This window comes from Hymenobacter coalescens (assembly GCF_054783195.1).
Genome location: NZ_BAAGRA010000005.1, coordinates 1 through 16,499, shown reverse-complemented (window position 1 = coordinate 16,499; position 16,499 = coordinate 1). Strand labels below are relative to the sequence as shown.

Below are 16,499 nucleotides of genomic sequence, written 5' to 3'. Positions count from 1 at the left end.
CGCCGCACTTTCTTATTTCCCCCAACGACAAGCCCGCCTTCCGGCCGGGCACCGGCCGCGCCCCCACTAAGGAAGCGCAGCGCCGAAGCACGGGCCGAAAGACGGGCTTTTTTTTGACTTCGTCGCTGCTTACAGGTTCTGTTGCAAGAAGTTAGTCATCTGCCGAAACAGGTGCAGCCGGGTATTGCCGCCGCTGATGCCGTGGTTGCGGTTAGGGTAATACAGCTGCTGAAAGTCCTTGTTGGCCTTCACCAGCGCGTCGGTAAAGGCCACCGAGTTCTGGAAGTGCACGTTGTCGTCGCCCGTACCGTGCACCAGCAGCAGCTTGCCCTTGAGCAGCCCCGCAAACTGCACCGGCGAGTTCTCGTCGTAGCCGGCGGCGTTGTCCTGGGGCTTTTTCAGGAACCGCTCGGTGTAGATGCTGTCGTAGTAGCGCCAGGTGGTGACCGGGGCCACCGAGATACCGGCCTTGAACAGGTCCGCGTTCTTGGTCATGGCCAGGGCCGAGAGGTAGCCCCCGAAGCTCCAACCGAAGATGCCGATGCGCGCCTTGTCGGCCCAGGGTTGAGCCCCGAGGTACTTGGCGGCCTCGCCCTGGTCGATGGTTTCGAGCTTGCCCAGCTGCCCGTACGTGGCTTTCTTGAACGCAGCCCCGCGGCCGCCGGTGCCGCGGTTGTCCACCACGGCTACCACGTAGCCCTGCTGAGCCAGCATCTGAAACCAGGTGTAGTAGTCCACGCTGTTCCACTTATCGAGCACCCGCTGCGAGCCGGGCCCGCCGTAAAGGAACATCAGCACCGGGTACTTCTTGCCGGCTTCCATCTGGGCCGGCTTGATGGTGGTGCCGTTCAGCGTGACGCCCTCCGCAGTCTTGAAGGAGAAGAATTCCTGCGGCACGAAGCCGTAGTCCTGCATGCGCTGCTTGAGCTGGGCGTTGTCTTCGAGCACCTTCACCGCCTTGCCATCCTGGGCTGTGCGCAAGCTCACCGTCACCGGCTCGTTGGCGGCCGAGTGGTAGTTGAGGTAGTAGCGGAAGTCGGGGCTCATGTTCACCACGTCGGTGCCGCCGCCGGCCTCACCCAGGCGGGTTTTGCCCTTGCCCTTCAGGTCGACGCGGTACAGGTGACGCTGCAGCGGCGAGGCTTCGGCCGACACGTAGTAGGCCAGGCCTTTGGTTTCGTCCACGCCCACGAATTCCGCCACGTCCCACGCGCCCTGGGTGAGCTGCTTCACCAGCTTGCCCTTCATGTCGAACAGGTAGAGGTGGCGGTACCCGTCGCGCTCCGACGTGACGATGAACTGCTTGCCGTTCTTCAGGTAGCGCAGATCGTCGGTGACTTCCACGTAGGCCCGGTCGGTGTCGGTCCACACCACCGAGGACTTGCCAGTGGCCGCGTCGGCGTGCAGCAGCTCCAGCTTGTTTTGCAGGCGGTTCATGCGCTGCAGGCTCAGCAGGCCGGGCGTTTGCGTCCACTCCAAGCGGGGAATGTACTGGTCGGTTTCCGGCCCGATGTCCATCTTGACGGTGCGGCCGCCGGCCACGTCGTAGGCCGATACGGTCACCACCGAGTTGGCTTCGCCGGCCTTGGGGTACTTGTAGCGGTAGTCCTTGGGGTAGAGCGGGCCCCATTCCTGCATGTTGTACTCAGGCACGCGGCTTTCGTCGAAGCTGATGTAGGCCAGCTGCCGGGAGTCGGGCGACCATTTAAAGGCCTTCGACACCTCAAACTCTTCCTCGTACACCCAGTCGCCGCCGCCGTGGATCAGCTTGTTCGACTGCCCGTCGGTGGTGATGGGCGTCTCCTGCATGGTTTGCAGGTCCACCACAAACAGGTTGTTGTCGCGCATGAAGGCCACGCGGCGGCCGTCCGGCGAGAACGTGGCGTAGCTCTGCTTGCCGCCCGCGCTCAGCGGCACCAGCTTCTGGCCGGCGCGGTCGTACACGAAGTAGTAGGCACGGGTGGAGCGGCGGTAAATGGGCTCGGTGGCGGTGCTGAAGAGCATCTTCTGCTCGTCGGCGTTGAACTCGTAGCCGTCGACCTCGATGGGTTGCTCGGCGCCGGCGGGCCGCAGCTGCTGGCGCGATACCAGCGTCTGGGTGGCCTGGCTGGTGGTCACGTCGTGCTGCACTACTTCGCCGCCTTCGAGGGCGGAGTAAAAGCGGCCGTCGCGCATCCAGTTGAAGCCTTTCACCTGCCGCGGCGCGAAGGTGCCCTTGCTCCAGATGTCTTCGAGGGTAATGGCTTGGCGCTGTTGCGCCGCAGCGGGCAGCGCGGGCACCAGCACGACGGCAGCCGGCGCGGCCGCGAGCAGCAGGCCCGCAGCCAGGCCGAAGGACTTGAACGTCTTAAAAAGGTGGGTCATGTAGAAAAATGCAGTGGCGGCGTTAAAGGTACACAACACCGGCCGCCTCGTGCGCCGGGCGGGCAGTTCCGGCGTGCAGCCGGACCGGCGCGTATCCCCGCTTTTCTTCGGACCTTTACCCGTGTCTATGCGTCTGCTTCGTTTCGTTTTGCCGCTGGCCGGCCTCGCTGCTGGGCTGCTCACCGCTGCCTGCGACAAGGCGGCCTCCCCTATCCTGCTCGATTTCGTGGCCAACGGCCGAACGCTCACCGCCGACCGTTCGGCCGGCGCCGCCGATACCTTTGAGGTGCGCGCCTTCGCCGAAGTGCGCGACCAGGAGCAGCCCCTGGCCCGGCTGACCGTGATGACCCAGGAAACGTACTACCGCGACGCGCAGGTACCCCGCTTCGAAGACACGACCCGGGTGTACTTCGACACGATATTCAGCCAAACCAGCCCGCCCCGCTCCTACCTGTTCGTGAACCGCTTCAGCGCCAGCACCAACGCGGGCATTCAGACCTGGACGTACACGGCCACCGACGCCAGCGGCAAAAGCGCCATCCGCCGCTACCGCATCACGGTGCGCCCGGCCGATTCGGCACTGGTGGTGCATACTTACGCCGTACGCCTGCAGGCCCCCCGCACCCGTGGCAACCGCGCGGTGCTCTCGGCCCTGCGCGGGCTGGCGTTGCCGTCCTTCGCCACCGCTTCGCCGGATTACCAGCGCCTGGCCGACATCCTCTACGTGCCCGCGGCTACCGGCCCCAGCCTGGCGTCGCCCACGGCCTCAAGCCTTAACAGCGTTGCCACTTACCGGATTAACAAGTGGCGGGGACGCCGCGCTACGGCCCTGGCCGCCACCGCCATCACCCGCACCGGCTTCGACAACATTACCACCGATCAGGCCCTGAGCAGCGCCGTGACGGCCGCCAACGTGCAGCCCGGCGTCACGGTGCCGGTAGCCAGGGACCGGGTAGTGGCTTTCCGCACGGCCGACGGCAACGACGGGCTGCTCCTGGTTAGCGAGGTGGGCGCCGTCGCCCCGGTCGATCTGGTGCTGACCGTGAAAGTACGGCGGCGCTAAAGTGGCTGCTGCTTAAACGCCGAACGGGCAGCTCCAACGTTGGAGCCGCCCGTTCGGCGTTTGGGCCTGGCTAGAAATGATAGCCCAGCGAGAGAGTAGTAGTCAGGCGGTTGCCGGTCACTTTGATTTCCGGCTGGCTGCCGTCGGCCAGGGTGTACGGGGAATACACGCGGTTGAAACGGGTGTAGACGCCGGCCAGATCCAGGCTGATGTTGTTCTGGCGCAGGCCTACGCCGCCCGTGTAGTACGTCTGGGCCCGGTCGAAGCGGCTGTCGCGGTACGGGTCGCCGTAGCGGGCGTAGCCGGCCCGCACGCGGAAGGCATCAAACCGGGCTTCGGCGCCGAGGCGCACGTTCACGGCCTGCTTGTAGAGCTGGTCGATGCGGGAATTTTCGGCGCTAAAGGAATACGTATCCCCGTCCTGCAGCTCGGACGCATTGCGCAGGCGGGCCTGGCTGTAGTCCACCAGCTCCGCATCGGCCGATACGAAGCCGTACTTGGCAATGATGAAGGCCAGGCCCCCGTTCAGGCGCCAGGGCGTGGTGAGGCGGTAGCTGTAGCGCCCCTCTTCCGTTTCCTTGTTGCTGGCGGAAATGCTTTCGCCGCTGACGATGATGGGTTGCCGAAACTGCGCGGCCAACGACGTGCTGTAGGCGTCATCGAGCTGGAAAGCCGTGGGCGTCTGGGCCGACAGGCCTACGCGCACCCAATCCAGCGGCCGGTAAATCAGGCCCAGGCGGGCGTTGTAGCCGGTACCGCGGGTGCGCAGCTCGTCGCGCAAGGTAAGCGAGCCAAACGAGCGGCTCGAGTTGTTTTCGTCCGTCTCGCGCAGTTCGCTGGTGGAGTTGAAACGCGTGCTTACGATGCCGATGGCCGCCCCGACGTACAGCTTGTCCTGGTAGCTGCCGCCGTACCCGATGTCAAACTGCGTCTGCGAGCCGGTGGTCAGCACCGATTCTTCCTGCGTGGCCGAAGTACGTTGCAGCGGCCCCGGCGTGACGATGGCGTCCTGTCCGTTTACCTGCCCAAAATCGGAGAGGTACGTGCCGTAGGCCAGCCCGTCGAGGGTGGTGTAGGCACCATCCAGGTCCTGCCCCTCGATGTCGTCGAGCGAGGTGCGCGGCTCGCGGAAACGCTGGAACAGGGAGCGGCTGTCGGGCAGGTTGTTGCGGTAGGCGAAGCGGGTGTTAAAATCATTGACGCGGGTGAACCCCAAAGCCAGCGTCCCGCCCCGCCAATCACTGTTGTCGTTATCGGGTCGGCGGCTGCTGAAGGCCAACGAGGCGTTGGCCAGATGCAAGCTGTTGCGGGAATCGCCCAGCGAAGCCGCGCCGGGCACGTTGGTGGCACGGGCATCGGCGTTGCCCAGGCCCAGGCCGGGCGAGAAGTTGAACTCCGAGCGTTGGAACAGGCCCAGGCCAGCCGGGTTGCTCGTCAGGTTACCCAGGTCGCCGCCCAGGGCGACGTTGGCCCCACCGATGGCCTGCGTACGGGCCGGACCGCCAAACTGCAGCCGGGAATAGCGCAGCGCATCGTCTTGATTTTGGGCAAAAAGAGGGCTGGCTAAGCCCAGCAGGGCCAGCCCCAACGTATACCGTTTCATAGCTGAGGGAGAGGGAGAACGAAGAGGATGCCTCTAAAAACCGGGAAGAAAGGCAGGCTTACTGCACGCGGCCCCGGCCACCGCCGCTGTTGCCGCCACCGCTGCTTCCGCCGCTGCGGCCACCGCCGTAGTTGCTGCCGCCGCTGTTGCCGTTGCTGCTGCGCTCGTACGAACGCGTGGGCGGCTCATACGAGCGGGTCGGTGCCGCATCGTAGCTCCGCTCGCGGCGCGTGGGCTGCGGCGCCTGCTCGGCCGGCTGGCTCGGGGTATTGTAATCGGCGTACCGGTCGCGGCGGGCGCGCTGGTACTGCTGCGGCTGATCCGGCTCCGGCGAAGTGGCGGGCTGCTTGGTCTGGCTGGCTTCCTCGTAGCGGCTGCGGCGGCTGTTGTAGCGGTTGATCTGCTCGTCGGGCTGCGTCAGCGTTTCGTTGCCGGGTTGCGGTACCGGGCGTACGCCACCCGTTTGTTCGGCCCCTGAAACGACGTTCGGAGCGGCATCCTGCACACGGTACAAACGGCCACGGCCGGGTTGGGAGCCGTCCTTGCTGGTCGACAGCTGCTGGTCCTGCGCCGCGCGGCCACCCTGCACCGGGCCTTCCTCCACGCGGGAGCGGTAGCGGCTGGGAGCCGGGTTGGCGGCACGGCCGCCGGTGGCTTCATCCACCCGCAGGCGGCCGCCGCCGTTGTTTTGGTTTGAGCCTACCACTTCCACGCTCCGGTCGCGGCGCGGCGCCACGCGGTAACTCACCGAGCGGTTGCCGCCGCGGTAGCCGTCCCAGTAGCCATAGTTATTGAAGCCGTTGCGCCAGCCCCAGCCACCGCCGTACCAGCCGCCTCCCCCGTACAATCCGGAGTAGTAGCCGTCCCAGAAGCCGCGGTTGTAGCCCCCGAAGCCATAGGGACGGTAGCCGCCCCAGGGACCCCAGCCGCCGAATCCCCAGCCTACGTTAATGCTTACGGCCGGGCCGGCGTACCAGCCGGGTCCCCAGAAGGGGTCGTTCCACGCCGAGTAGGCAAACGGGCTGTAAAAGAAGGGGTCGTTGTAGACAAACGTAGGCCGGTACCAGAACGGGTCCACGTAGCTCAGGCCGTAGCCCATACCCAGGCCGTTGTAGCGGCGCCGGCGGGCGTAGTAGGAATAATCGAAATCGTCTTCGTAGTATTCATCGGAGGCCGTACCGCGCGAGCGGCGGCTATTCTCCTGGTAGTCAGGGTTGGCTACGGCGTCGGGGTCTTCGGTCGCGGCGCTGTAGTCCGAGGAGGCGTCGGCTGCGGCGGCCGTGGCTACCGCGCTCGTACGGTCTTTGGAGGAATAATAGATGCCATCGGGCTCAGTAGTGGTGAGGCCGTTGGTTGTCGCGCAGCCGCCGAGCGTGAGCAGGGCCAGGGCGGGCAACAGGGTGGCGGGAATATGTTTCATGGCAGCGTGCGCGGAGAAGGTAAGGCCGATATCTGCAAGAACGAGTGTGAGCCGCAGCTTGTTCGAGCCCAATCGGTTAGCGGCGGGCGGAATGCTCCGGTTTAATAACGTACTTTGAGCCCCAATCAGTGCCCGAATTGGCTACTCAAATCCTGTACCAAGCTCGGGAACTTTTTCCTTTTTCTAAGAGAACCTACAATGAGCAAACAGTTGCCGAAGCGCAGCGAGGATTATTCCCTGTGGTACAACGAACTGGTAAAACGCGCCGGGCTGGCTGAAAACTCGGCCGTGCGCGGCTGCATGGTCATCAAGCCCTATGGCTACGCCATTTGGGAAAAGATGCAACGCACGCTGGACGACATGTTCAAGCGCACCGGCCACCAGAATGCCTACTTCCCGCTGTTCGTCCCCAAAAGCCTGTTTGAAGCCGAAGAGAAAAACGCGGAAGGCTTTGCCAAGGAATGCGCCGTGGTGACGCACTACCGCCTGCAGACCGACCCCGACAAGCCCGGCAAGCTACGCGTGGACCCCAATGCTAAGCTCGAAGAAGAGCTGGTGGTGCGCCCCACCTCCGAAGCCATTATTTGGAGCACCTACAAAGGCTGGATTCAGAGCTACCGCGACCTGCCGCTGCTCATCAACCAGTGGGCCAACGTGGTGCGCTGGGAAATGCGCACCCGCCTGTTCCTGCGCACCGCCGAGTTCCTGTGGCAGGAAGGCCACACGGCCCACGCCACCGAAACCGAAGCGCTGTCCGAAACCCGGCAGATGCTTGATGTGTACGCCGAGTTTGCTGAGGAGCACCTCGCGCTGCCGGTGGTAAAGGGCGTCAAGACCGAGAACGAGCGGTTTGCCGGCGCCGTCGAAACGTATTGCATTGAGGGCATGATGCAGGACGGCAAGGCCCTGCAGGCCGGGACTTCTCACTTCCTGGGGCAAAACTTCGCCAAGGCCTTCGACGTGCAGTTTACCAACAAGGAAGGCCAGTTGGAACACGTGTGGGGCACCTCGTGGGGCGTGAGCACGCGCCTGATGGGTGCCCTCGTCATGGCCCACTCCGACGACGAAGGGCTGGTGCTGCCGCCCAAGCTGGCCCCGATTCAGGTGGTCATCGTGCCGATTTACAAGACCGGTCAACTCGACGAGCTGCTGGAGCGCATCCGCCCCATTCAGATGGGCCTGATCGAACGCGGCATCTCGGTGAAGATCGACGACCGCGACACCGAGCGCCCCGGCTTCAAGTTTGCCGAGTGGGAGCTGAAAGGCGTGCCTGTGCGCCTGGCCGTGGGGGCCCGCGACTTGGACAACGGCACCGTGGAAGTGGCCCGCCGCGACACCAAGGAGAAGCTGAACCTGCCGCTGGCCGACATCGTGAACAGCATCGACCAGCTGCTGCAGGATATCCAGAAGAACATTTACCGCAAGGCGCTGGCCTTCCGCGAGTCGCACACCACCCGCGTAGATAGCTACGAGGAGTTCAAGCAGGTGCTCGACGACAAGGGCGGCTTCGTGGTGGCCCACTGGGACGGCACCCCGGAAACGGAGGAACGCATCAAGGAAGAAACCAAAGCGACCATCCGCTGCATGGCCCTGAACGAGCCCGACGAAGAAGGCACCTGCATCCTGACGGGCAAGCCTTCGGCCCGCCGCGTGTACTTCGCCCGCGCCTACTAGGCCACGGCCCGCTGCGGCTTGCGCAGCCCATCGGCCTGATGCACAACGGCCCCGCTACCAGTCGGTAGCGGGGCCGTTGTGGTTAGCCGCGAGCTACTGCGCGGCCTGAATGGCTTCGGCCAAGGCCTTGTCGTCGAGTTCGTCAAGCCAATTTTTGGCCAGCTCCAACCGCACCGTTTGGGCGCCGCCGCTGGGCGTGCACACCACCGGCACGTTGCCTTCGTCGGTTTCGCTTTTTTCCACGGCTTGCTCGGTGGCAGCGCTTTCCACGGCCGCGTAGGCCTGCACGCAGGTCCAGGTGGTATTGTGCTGATCGGTTACTTCGCGTTGTTTCATCATGGGCTGGTGATACGCAGCGGCGGCCGGCCAGTTCGGGCATCCTGGGCCCACGACGTATTTCTGCCCTCAAGTCATGCTACTCCGCTTTAAATCACACCATTTGCTTCTCTGGTGGATCCGTCTGCTGGGGCTGTTCGTATTGGCTTCGTGCCGCCCGGCTGCCCCCAGTACTAAGCCGTTGACCATACGGCCGAACGCTGTGGAGCAGCTTAGCGCCTTTCAGGCCCGGCCGAAGTTCACGGCTGATACCGCGGCGGGGGAGCGGGTGGCTATTACACGGGCTTGAGCAACCCGGCCCTGCAGCCGGCGCTGAACAAGCTGCTTAACCAGTCGGCGGCGGATTTCCGCGACGTCGCCCGGTCACCAAACCCGACGGAAGGCGACTTTCAGGGGCAGATTGACCAAGGCCTGGCGCGGCTGCAGCCGATGTACCTGGCGCTGGACAGCGAGGACCAGGACCGGGTGTGCCTGTATTACGAGGAGCTGATGGACATCGTGGGGCTGGCCAGTTCCGGCGGCCGCCTCAGCATCTAGCGCTACGGCTTCGACCCGGAAGCGCTGATGCGCCTACGCAACGGGCAATAGCTATACGGCCAGCACCGGCGCGGCGGCCTGCACCTGCGCAGCCGTGCGCCGGGCCTGCTCCACGTGGCGCTCCTCGTGCAGCACCACAAACTCCAGCGCCTCGCCGGTGCGCAGCTTCAGCAATCGAAAAAACTCCACCGGCACGGCGCGGCGGTTCAGGTCGGCGGTGTGAGCGGCGGCTAGCAGGGCCAGCAGCCGCGCCTGATGCGCCAGAAACTCCGTGAGGGTGGCGCGGCTGAGCGGGCTGCCGCCCGGGTTCATGTGCTTGACGGTCTTGCTGGGCTTGCCGGTGCCGGGCCGCACGATGTCGAGGGACTTGCGGCCCAGCCAGCTGTAGCGGATGGCGGCGCCCGTGCTGCCCTGCGGGGCCAGGGCCCGCTCGAAGGCCGGCAGGTAGTAACGGGCGTAGCGGTTCAGGTGCTCCAGGCACTCGAGCACGCTCCAGCGGCCGGGGCCGGGCTGGGCGTTGAGGGTGGCGTCGGGCAGCGGGGCCAGCTCAGTGTCGACGAGGGCCTGCAGGCGGCGCACATTGGCCTGCAGTTGTAGGAGAAAAGCGTTGGGGGTCATCGGGCGTTTGCTTTCGTTAGGCGTTGAAGTACAGTCCAAAGGTCGGCGGGCCCGGGCCTCCGAAACCTTGACCGCGCTCAAGATTTAGCGCCCAGCCGGCTCAGCGTTTCGGGCGTCATGCGCAAGTAGGAAGCAATGTACTTCTTGGGCACCAGCTGAAAGAGGTGCGGGCTGCGCTGGAGCAACCGCTCCAGCCGCCGTTCCGGCTCGGGCAGCAGCAGGTCGATTTCGCGGTCGATGCGCCCGACCAGCACCTTTTCCAGTTCCTCGCGCCAGAAGCGGGCAATGGGCGGCAGCAGCTCCAGCAGCGCCGTAAAGTCGGCCTTGCTGATGCCGAGCAGTTCCGTTTGGCGCAGGGCCTGTATGCAATATTCCGAGGCCGTTCCGTGCACGAACGACGGAAACGCGCACACCACGTTGGGCGCGTAAGCGAAGCCCACGCAGATTTCCTCGGTTTCGGTGGGGTAATAAATGCGCATCATGCCGCTGCGCACGAAGTAGAGGTTGCGCTCCACCTGTCCCCGTTGCACCAGGTACTCGCCCCGCCGCAGCGTGAAAGGCTTGTTCCAGGCGGCTACCAGAGCCTCAACCTCGCGGTCGGTGAAGTACGGAACCTGGCGAAGGGCGTCGGCGAGCATCGGCGGAAGCGGTTAGGAGAGTTGGCTGGTTTGCCCGGCGGACGGCCGGCTCAGCAACAGTCCCCTAAAATAGCAGCAGCCGACTCCGCGTAGGAACCGGCCGCTGAACGAGGACAGCTGAACGACTAACATTCAGCAATCAACAATTACTTCTTCGTAATCACGAATTCCACCCGGCGGTTCAGCTTGCGGGTTTCCTCCTGGTCGTTGGGCGCAATGGGCTTGGTGTCGCCAAACCCTTGGGTGGTGATGCGGGCGCTGGGAATGCCCTTGCTCACGAGGTATTTCTTCACCTCGGTTACGCGGTCGTTGCTCAGCTTCAGGTTCAGGGCAGGGTCGCCCTGGTTGTCGGTGTGGCCCTGCAGCTGAATTTCCACCTGCGGGTAATTTTTCAGAATGGCTACCAGGCGCTGCAGCTCCGGGTAGGAGTTTTCGCGCAGGTAGTATTTGCTCTGGGCAAAGAAGATGTTGTTCAGCTTGATCTTCTGGCCCACCTCGAAGGGAATCAGGTACAAATCCTGGGTTTCCTCCGAGTATTTCTGCCGGTCCGTCACATCCAAGTTCTGGTCTTCGGAGAGGTAGCCGGTAGCGTCGGCGCGGTAGCCGTAGTGGGCGCCCGTGGGCAGCACGATGGTGTAGGTGCCGTCGGTGGCGTTGGTTTCCACCACCCCGATTTCCTCGCCCGTAATCAGATTTTCGTAGCGCACGGTAGCGGCCACGGGCTTCTTGGTGGCGGCATCCAACACGCGCCCGCGCACCAGGGCCACCACTTCGGGCTTGTTGTTGGAGGAGAGGCTGATGCGGAAAATGTCGCGCGAACCGTCGGTGCCGTTGCGCTCCGACACGAGGTAAGCATCTTCGCCCGAGGCCGACAGCGAGAAGTAGGCGTCCATGGCGGGCGAGTTGATGGCCGGGCCCAGGTTACGCGGCTTGGTCCAGTTGGTCCAGGTGTCGTCCAGACGCTTGGCGTAGAAGATGTCGCCCTTGCCGTAGCCGGGCAGGCCCTCGGAGGCGAAGTACAGCGTCTTGCCATCCGGCGCCAGGAAAGGCGCAAACTCCGCGGCTTTGGTGTTGATGTTCGAGCCCAGGTTGACGGGCCGCGCAAACGAGCCGTCGGCCTGCCGGAAGCTCACGTACAGGTCCTGCTGGCCCTTGCTGTCCTTGCGGTCCACGGCCATCAGCAACTGCTTGCCCGAGGTACTCAGGAAAAAGTCGACGTTGTCCGGGTCGTCGTTGTAGAAGTCCTGGATGTTGAGCTTTTCTGGCTGCGTCCAGCCCGTGGCCTTGCGGCGGGTGATGCTGGCACCCTTGGGGTCGAGCGAGCCGTCGGGGTTGTACACGTTGATCAGCAGGGCCGTAGCGCCGTCGGCCGACACCGAGGCCAGGCCGTTGGGCCCGGGCGAGTTGATGGGCGAGCCGGCGTTTTTGGCCTGCCCCCACGCTTTGGTTTTGGGGTTGGTCAGCGTCGAGAACCACACGTCCTGCCCGTCCTTGGCGCCGCCCACGTTTTGCGGGGCGCCTTGGCGCGCGAAGAACAGCGTGCGGCCGTCGGGCGCAATGATGGGGCGCACCTCCGTGTACTTGGTGTTGACGGTCGGACCCAGGTTCACCATGGCCGAGTCAAACGAAATGCTTTCCGAAGGCGCCTGCTTGAAGTCCTTTTTCACCATTACGTCGGTCACGTCGGCCACGCCGATGGCGTCGATCTGGTTCACGCCGTTGACCTTGGCCGTGTTCATGGTCACCACCACGCCGATGGTGCGGTAAGTGCCCGCCGCGAAGGTGACCTGCAGGGTGCGGAACAGCTCGGGCAGCGGGCCCGGACTGTTGTTTTCGTACACCGTGTGGCGCTGGCTGCGGGTGTCTACCAGCTCGATGCGGACGATGGAGCCGGGATTGAAGTTTTCGACGACGGTGACCTGGCGGGCCACCACCGATTTGGCGAATTTGACCTCGATAAACTCCTTCGGCCCTTCCTTTTTCGGAATCCAGGCTTCGTTGCTGATTTGCCCCAGAGGCAGCGCGTTGGGCTCGCCGAGCACTTTTTCCGGGGAAAAAGCCTCTTTGCCTTCCGCTTTCTGCGACGACACTTCCACGACCTTAGCCGCCCACACGGCGTGCTGGGCCAGGGCTGCCGTGCTACCTCCCACAATCAACCCCAACGACAAAACGAGAGAACGTATGCTCATACCAGATGCGGGCAAAACGATGTACTGCTCCAAGGCAGTTGTAAGTTGCCGTGAGCGGCAACGTGGAGTTCAGAAGACGACTTCCGGGCGTTCTTAGTTTCGAACAACGCCGAAAGCGGCCTCAAAAGTACGGAGATACCCCCGGCTTCACCACCACACAATAATGTCAGGGCCGGTGGCGCCGGGTTGGTAGCCGCTGCTCAAAGTAGTATTTTACGGCGTATTCGTCACCCGCCCCGCCGCTCACTATGCGCCGCCTTGCTTGCCGTTGGAGAGTTGTCGTGGGGGTGGGCTGGGCCTGCCTGGGCGCGGCCACGGCTGCCCGGGGGCAGCTGGTACCCGATGGCGTCCTCCCGGCCCCGACCGATACCCTCGTGGGCCTGCGGCTGCACGCGCGGCGCATCGGCGTGAGCACCTACACTCAGCAGAGCGAGGCGTACGGGCGCTGGCACCCCGGCCGGCGGCAGGAGCTGCGCTACCGCGCTTTTACCGACTGGGTGCTCGATTCGCGCGGGCGGCCGCCGTTCGTGCGCGAGGACTACCGCGGCGACCTGCTGCACCTCATCGGGCTGGGGCGGCGCTGGCAGGCCGGGCAGCAGCTGATCTACGACTACAGCCACGCCAACAGCATCCGCACCGTGACGTGGCTGGCCCGCCTGGGCTGGCAGCAGCGCCTGCGCCCGCATTCCGGGGTCGATTCGCTTTCCAGCCTGCGCCTAGCCCTGCTCGGGGGCCTCACCCACGACATGCGCAACCAGCGCCAGGACCTGGGCCCCACGTACGGGCTGGAGCTGACCACCCTGCTGCGCCCCCTGCCCGGCTGGACCGAGCCCGTGGGCGTGCGCGTGGTGGGCACCCAAAGCCACCTGGGGCCCCGCCGCTGGCAGCGGGCCCTGGCCGACGCGTTCTACCAGCGCACCCTCGACGCAAACTCCCTGGCCCTCGTGCGCCTGGGCTACCGCAACACCCGCACGGAGGACTACCTGCCCGGCAACGTGCAGCGTATTCAGAGCGACACCGTGGCCGCGCAGCTGCAGTGGCAGTACCAGCTGCCGGGCCAGGCGGCATTTCGTTCCGACAACAGCTTGCTGCTACCGGCCCGTGCCTTCCTGTACCGCCGCCTGGGCCCGCTGGCCGACACGGTGCAGAACCAGGGCTACCGCCAGCACGAGTACGACACCCGGCAGGAGCTGCTGCTCACTCACCGCAAGCTGCAGGCCCGGGTGCAGTTCTGGTACCACGAGCGCGCCCGCGGCTATTACCTCGACAACAACCGCCGCCTCGTCCCCGGGCGCCTGGCCACGGCCGAGCAGCGCGAGCAGATCAAGGACATCACCGAGCGCACCACGCAATGGCAGGCCGAGGTGACGTGGCTGCCCCACCCCCGCCACGCCCTGGGCGCGGCCGGCACCGCCCAGCTGCTGCGCGTGGACACGCCCAGCCCCGAAAACTACCAGGACCGCGACGAGGCCAGCCACCAGCTGCGCCTGCGCCTCGTTTCGCGCTGGCACCCCACGTTCCGCACCAGCCTGGGCCTGTGGGGCGAGTACCGGCAACTGGTGTTCATCAAGGCCCAGCAGAGCGCCGAAAACTACACCGACCGCCTGCTGCACTGGGAGCCGGGCTTCGCCTGGGCGCCCGGCACCTTCAGCTGGCGCGGGGCCTACCACCTATGGGTGAGCTACCAGGTGCGCGACCGGGCCGCCGAGCAGCTGCGCAACCGCGCCAGCCGCGTGCTGGAGCTGGAGCAGCACCTGCAGTGGCAGCTGCACCCGCAGTGGCTGCTGAGCCTGGACTACCAGCGCCGCGAAAACCGCCTCGGCCAGCTGAACTGGCAGACCTTCCGCGAAAGCCCCCTCGACACCACCATCCTGCACGACCTGAGCTTGGGCCTGCGCCGGGGCTGGCGCGGCACCCGCGGCCAGAGCAGCCTGCGCGCCGGCTACCGCTTCCTGGAGCAGCGCAGCCACCAGCGCGCCGCCCTGCTGCCCGACGACGCGGGCCCGGCCGGCCTCATCTACCTGCGCACGCTCACCCGCCAGCACGGCCCCGAGCTGGCCTACGAGCGCCGCGCCGGCCCGCTCACCCTGACCACTTCCCTGTGGCTGCAGCAGCTGCAGAATCTGTACCGCTACCGCAGCGGCCGCGGCGCCTACGCCGGCAGCAGCACCTACACGGCCGCTGAGCTAAGCCAGCACACCGCCCGCCTGCTGCCCTACTTCGAGCTGCTGCTGGAGTGGCAGCTGCGGCGGCCGCGGGTCGGGTGGAAATAATTCCGGAACGCGGCTTTGATGCTGCCATCCAGAAGCTTAATTATCAGCTCATTTCGATCAGCTCCATATCATGTCACGCTTTATGAATCCGATTCTTACGCTTACCGCCGCACCATACCTGCACTCCGCGCCACAAGCAGCCGCCCCAGATTACCTGCAGACACCGCACCCCAACCCGGCCACCGACTTGGCCGAGTTTCGCTACACCACGCCGGACCTCGCGCCGGCCCTGCTGAGCATCCGCGACATCCGGACCGGCAAAGAGGTGCTGAGCCAGCGCCTGGCCGGCGCCGTGGACGGTACCGCCACGCTACCCGTATCCGCGCTGGCGCCGGGCGTGTACACCTGCACCCTGCTGGTGGCGGGCCGCCCCGTGGCCACTCAGAAACTCATCCTGGTGCGCTGATGCTGACCCGCCTGCTCCGCCGCCTCGCCCCGGCCGCCGCCCTGCTGCTGGGGGCCGCCGCCGGCCCCGCCGCCGCCCAGCACATCGTCTGGGAAAAGCGGCTGGCCTCCACCCCGGGCCTGCCCCGGCCCGAGTTCGTCAAGCGGGTGGTGGCCACGCCCCAGGGCACCCTGTTCTGCTCCATGGCCGCCACGGGCAACGTCTCGACGCTGCGCAGCCACTTCTGGCTGCTCGACGCGGCCACCGGCGACTCCCTCTGGCAGCGCCCGGGCCTGCCGCAACTTTCTGGCGAGCAGGCCGCCTGCCTGCTGCCCGACGGCCGCTTCGGCTTCGTCACCGAGGAGCGCGTGCCCACCACGGCCCAGGTCCCAGTGGGTTTGTATATGCAAGAAATTACCTCCACCGGCGCCGTTCCTTTGCGAGTGCTCAGGCCTCACCCTAACCCCAGCAATGTGGAGGGAGAAATAGGGGTGGGGCTGGTGCCAGTACCGGCGCCCGCTGGTGGCTACTTACTGGCGTCGCAATGGGTTGGCACACGTTACCCGCGGAACCAGTCGTATATGCTGAGCGTCACTGCGCAAGGGTCTATAAGTTGGCAACGCGGTTATGCGTGGGGGCGGAATGATGACTTGCTCGACGCAAAACTGGACGCGCGGGGCCGCGCCGTGCTCTTCAGCCAATACTTGCCCGACGCGCCCGGCGCCCGCTTTCGCCTCAAGCTCATGCAGGTGGACCCCGTGACGGGCGACTCGCTGCACGCGGCCACCTTCACGCCCGCCGGCACGCGGGGCGAGCCGTCTTCCAACACGCTCAACCAGGTGCTGGCGCTGCGCGACGGGGGCCTGGTGCTGACCGGCTCGGTGGACACGCTGGTGGCGGGCCAGGGCCGGCGGGCCATGCCCTTCGCCCTGAAGGTGGACGCGCGGCTGCGCCCGGTCTGGACCCACCTGCTGCCCCCGCCCGCGCCCGGGCGCTACCTCAACGCCGTGGAGCTGCTCGACGGCTCGGTGCTGGTGCTGGCCGAGGCCCCGCCGGCGGCCGCCTACCGCCTCCACCACCTGGACGGGGCCAGCGGCCGGCTGCTGGCGGCCTACGCGTACGCCAGCCAGGCCTGCCCGGCCGTGGTGGGCTCGGCCCTGGCCCCCGGCGCCGACGGGCGCACGGTGTACGTGAGCGGGGGCTGCGCCGCCGCGCCCGGCAGCGGCTACGTGGCCCGCCTGGCCCTGCCCGCCGCCCTGCCCCCGGTGCTGCCGGCCCTGCCCCTGGCCGCTGCCCCGCCCCCGCCCGCCCGGGCCCCGGCCTTCGCCCTCTACCCCAACCCGGCCGCCGGCCGCGCCACGCTGCGCCGCCCCGTCCCGGCCGCCGCCCCGGCCCGCGC

The 16,499-nt window shown here is 66.0% G+C and carries 13 protein-coding genes; 6 read left to right on the top strand and 7 right to left on the bottom strand.

Annotated features, from left to right (window positions below; translation table 11 throughout):
- Positions 1-129: 129 nt before the first annotated feature.
- Positions 130-2,364 (bottom strand): S9 family peptidase, encoded by a 2,235-nt coding sequence (locus tag ACYVKQ_RS04625; protein ID WP_460576097.1) that lies wholly within the window; start codon positions 2,362-2,364, stop codon positions 130-132.
- A 127-nt stretch (positions 2,365-2,491) separates the two neighbouring features.
- Here ACYVKQ_RS04625 and ACYVKQ_RS04620 point away from each other — a divergent pair, with 127 nt between their 5' ends.
- Positions 2,492-3,427, top strand: coding sequence for a hypothetical protein (locus ACYVKQ_RS04620; RefSeq protein WP_460576095.1), 936 nt, complete (start codon positions 2,492-2,494; stop codon positions 3,425-3,427).
- A gap of 70 nt (positions 3,428-3,497) precedes the next feature.
- Here the strand turns inward: ACYVKQ_RS04620 and ACYVKQ_RS04615 are convergent, their stop codons facing one another.
- Positions 3,498-5,030 carry an OmpP1/FadL family transporter gene (locus ACYVKQ_RS04615; protein WP_460576093.1) on the bottom strand — a complete coding sequence of 511 codons (1,533 nt, stop codon included), beginning with the start codon at positions 5,028-5,030 and terminating at the stop codon, positions 3,498-3,500.
- A 58-nt stretch (positions 5,031-5,088) separates the two neighbouring features.
- Positions 5,089-6,450 carry a hypothetical protein gene (locus tag ACYVKQ_RS04610; RefSeq protein ID WP_460576092.1) on the bottom strand — a complete coding sequence of 454 codons (1,362 nt, stop codon included), beginning with the start codon at positions 6,448-6,450 and terminating at the stop codon, positions 5,089-5,091.
- Positions 6,451-6,648: 198 nt separating this feature from the next.
- Here ACYVKQ_RS04610 and proS point away from each other — a divergent pair, with 198 nt between their 5' ends.
- Entirely contained in the window at positions 6,649-8,124 is a 1,476-nt protein-coding gene (gene proS / locus ACYVKQ_RS04605; protein WP_460576090.1) for a proline--tRNA ligase, read from the top strand.
- Between the two features lie 93 nt (positions 8,125-8,217).
- Here proS and ACYVKQ_RS04600 read toward each other — a convergent pair whose 3' ends face one another.
- A complete protein-coding gene (locus tag ACYVKQ_RS04600; protein ID WP_460576088.1) occupies positions 8,218-8,463 on the bottom strand; it encodes a hypothetical protein in 246 nt (81 codons plus the stop codon).
- 282 nt (positions 8,464-8,745) lie between these two features.
- Between ACYVKQ_RS04600 and ACYVKQ_RS04595 the strand changes: the two genes are divergently transcribed.
- Entirely contained in the window at positions 8,746-8,997 is a 252-nt protein-coding gene (locus tag ACYVKQ_RS04595; RefSeq protein WP_460576086.1) for a DUF4844 domain-containing protein, read from the top strand.
- A 51-nt stretch (positions 8,998-9,048) separates the two neighbouring features.
- On the opposite strand, the gene ACYVKQ_RS04590 is transcribed toward ACYVKQ_RS04595, so the two are convergent.
- The 3 genes from ACYVKQ_RS04590 to ACYVKQ_RS04580 all read right to left on the bottom strand — a co-directional run bounded on the left by ACYVKQ_RS04590 (position 9,049) and on the right by ACYVKQ_RS04580 (position 12,442).
- Entirely contained in the window at positions 9,049-9,615 is a 567-nt protein-coding gene (locus ACYVKQ_RS04590) for a DinB family protein (RefSeq protein ID WP_460576084.1), read from the bottom strand.
- Between the two features lie 77 nt (positions 9,616-9,692).
- A complete protein-coding gene (locus ACYVKQ_RS04585) occupies positions 9,693-10,253 on the bottom strand; it encodes a Crp/Fnr family transcriptional regulator (RefSeq protein WP_460576082.1) in 561 nt (186 codons plus the stop codon).
- Between the two features lie 146 nt (positions 10,254-10,399).
- Positions 10,400-12,442, bottom strand: a complete 2,043-nt coding sequence (locus tag ACYVKQ_RS04580) for an OmpA family protein (protein WP_460576080.1) — start codon at positions 12,440-12,442, stop codon at positions 10,400-10,402.
- A 248-nt stretch (positions 12,443-12,690) separates the two neighbouring features.
- Between ACYVKQ_RS04580 and ACYVKQ_RS04575 the strand changes: the two genes are divergently transcribed.
- The 3 genes from ACYVKQ_RS04575 to ACYVKQ_RS04565 form a co-directional block, all read left to right on the top strand.
- Entirely contained in the window at positions 12,691-14,715 is a 2,025-nt protein-coding gene (locus ACYVKQ_RS04575; RefSeq protein WP_460576078.1) for a hypothetical protein, read from the top strand.
- Between the two features lie 82 nt (positions 14,716-14,797).
- A complete protein-coding gene (locus ACYVKQ_RS04570; RefSeq protein WP_460576076.1) occupies positions 14,798-15,121 on the top strand; it encodes a hypothetical protein in 324 nt (107 codons plus the stop codon).
- Positions 15,121-16,499 (top strand): hypothetical protein (locus ACYVKQ_RS04565; protein ID WP_460576074.1); only part of this gene is annotated, 1,379 nt, incomplete at its 3' end. The genes ACYVKQ_RS04570 and ACYVKQ_RS04565, both read left to right, overlap by 1 nt.

Coding starts and splice junctions, on each gene's coding strand:
- ACYVKQ_RS04575 (WP_460576078.1), top strand. CDS start 12,691: ATGCGCCGCCTTGCTTGCCGTTGGAGAGTTGTCGTGGGGGTGGGCTGG.
- ACYVKQ_RS04615 (WP_460576093.1), bottom strand. CDS start 5,030: ATGAAACGGTATACGTTGGGGCTGGCCCTGCTGGGCTTAGCCAGCCCT.
- ACYVKQ_RS04570 (WP_460576076.1), top strand. CDS start 14,798: ATGAATCCGATTCTTACGCTTACCGCCGCACCATACCTGCACTCCGCG.
- ACYVKQ_RS04620 (WP_460576095.1), top strand. CDS start 2,492: ATGCGTCTGCTTCGTTTCGTTTTGCCGCTGGCCGGCCTCGCTGCTGGG.
- ACYVKQ_RS04600 (WP_460576088.1), bottom strand. CDS start 8,463: ATGATGAAACAACGCGAAGTAACCGATCAGCACAATACCACCTGGACC.
- ACYVKQ_RS04625 (WP_460576097.1), bottom strand. CDS start 2,364: ATGACCCACCTTTTTAAGACGTTCAAGTCCTTCGGCCTGGCTGCGGGC.
- ACYVKQ_RS04580 (WP_460576080.1), bottom strand. CDS start 12,442: ATGAGCATACGTTCTCTCGTTTTGTCGTTGGGGTTGATTGTGGGAGGT.
- ACYVKQ_RS04585 (WP_460576082.1), bottom strand. CDS start 10,253: ATGCTCGCCGACGCCCTTCGCCAGGTTCCGTACTTCACCGACCGCGAG.
- ACYVKQ_RS04610 (WP_460576092.1), bottom strand. CDS start 6,450: ATGAAACATATTCCCGCCACCCTGTTGCCCGCCCTGGCCCTGCTCACG.
- proS (WP_460576090.1), top strand. CDS start 6,649: ATGAGCAAACAGTTGCCGAAGCGCAGCGAGGATTATTCCCTGTGGTAC.
- ACYVKQ_RS04590 (WP_460576084.1), bottom strand. CDS start 9,615: ATGACCCCCAACGCTTTTCTCCTACAACTGCAGGCCAATGTGCGCCGC.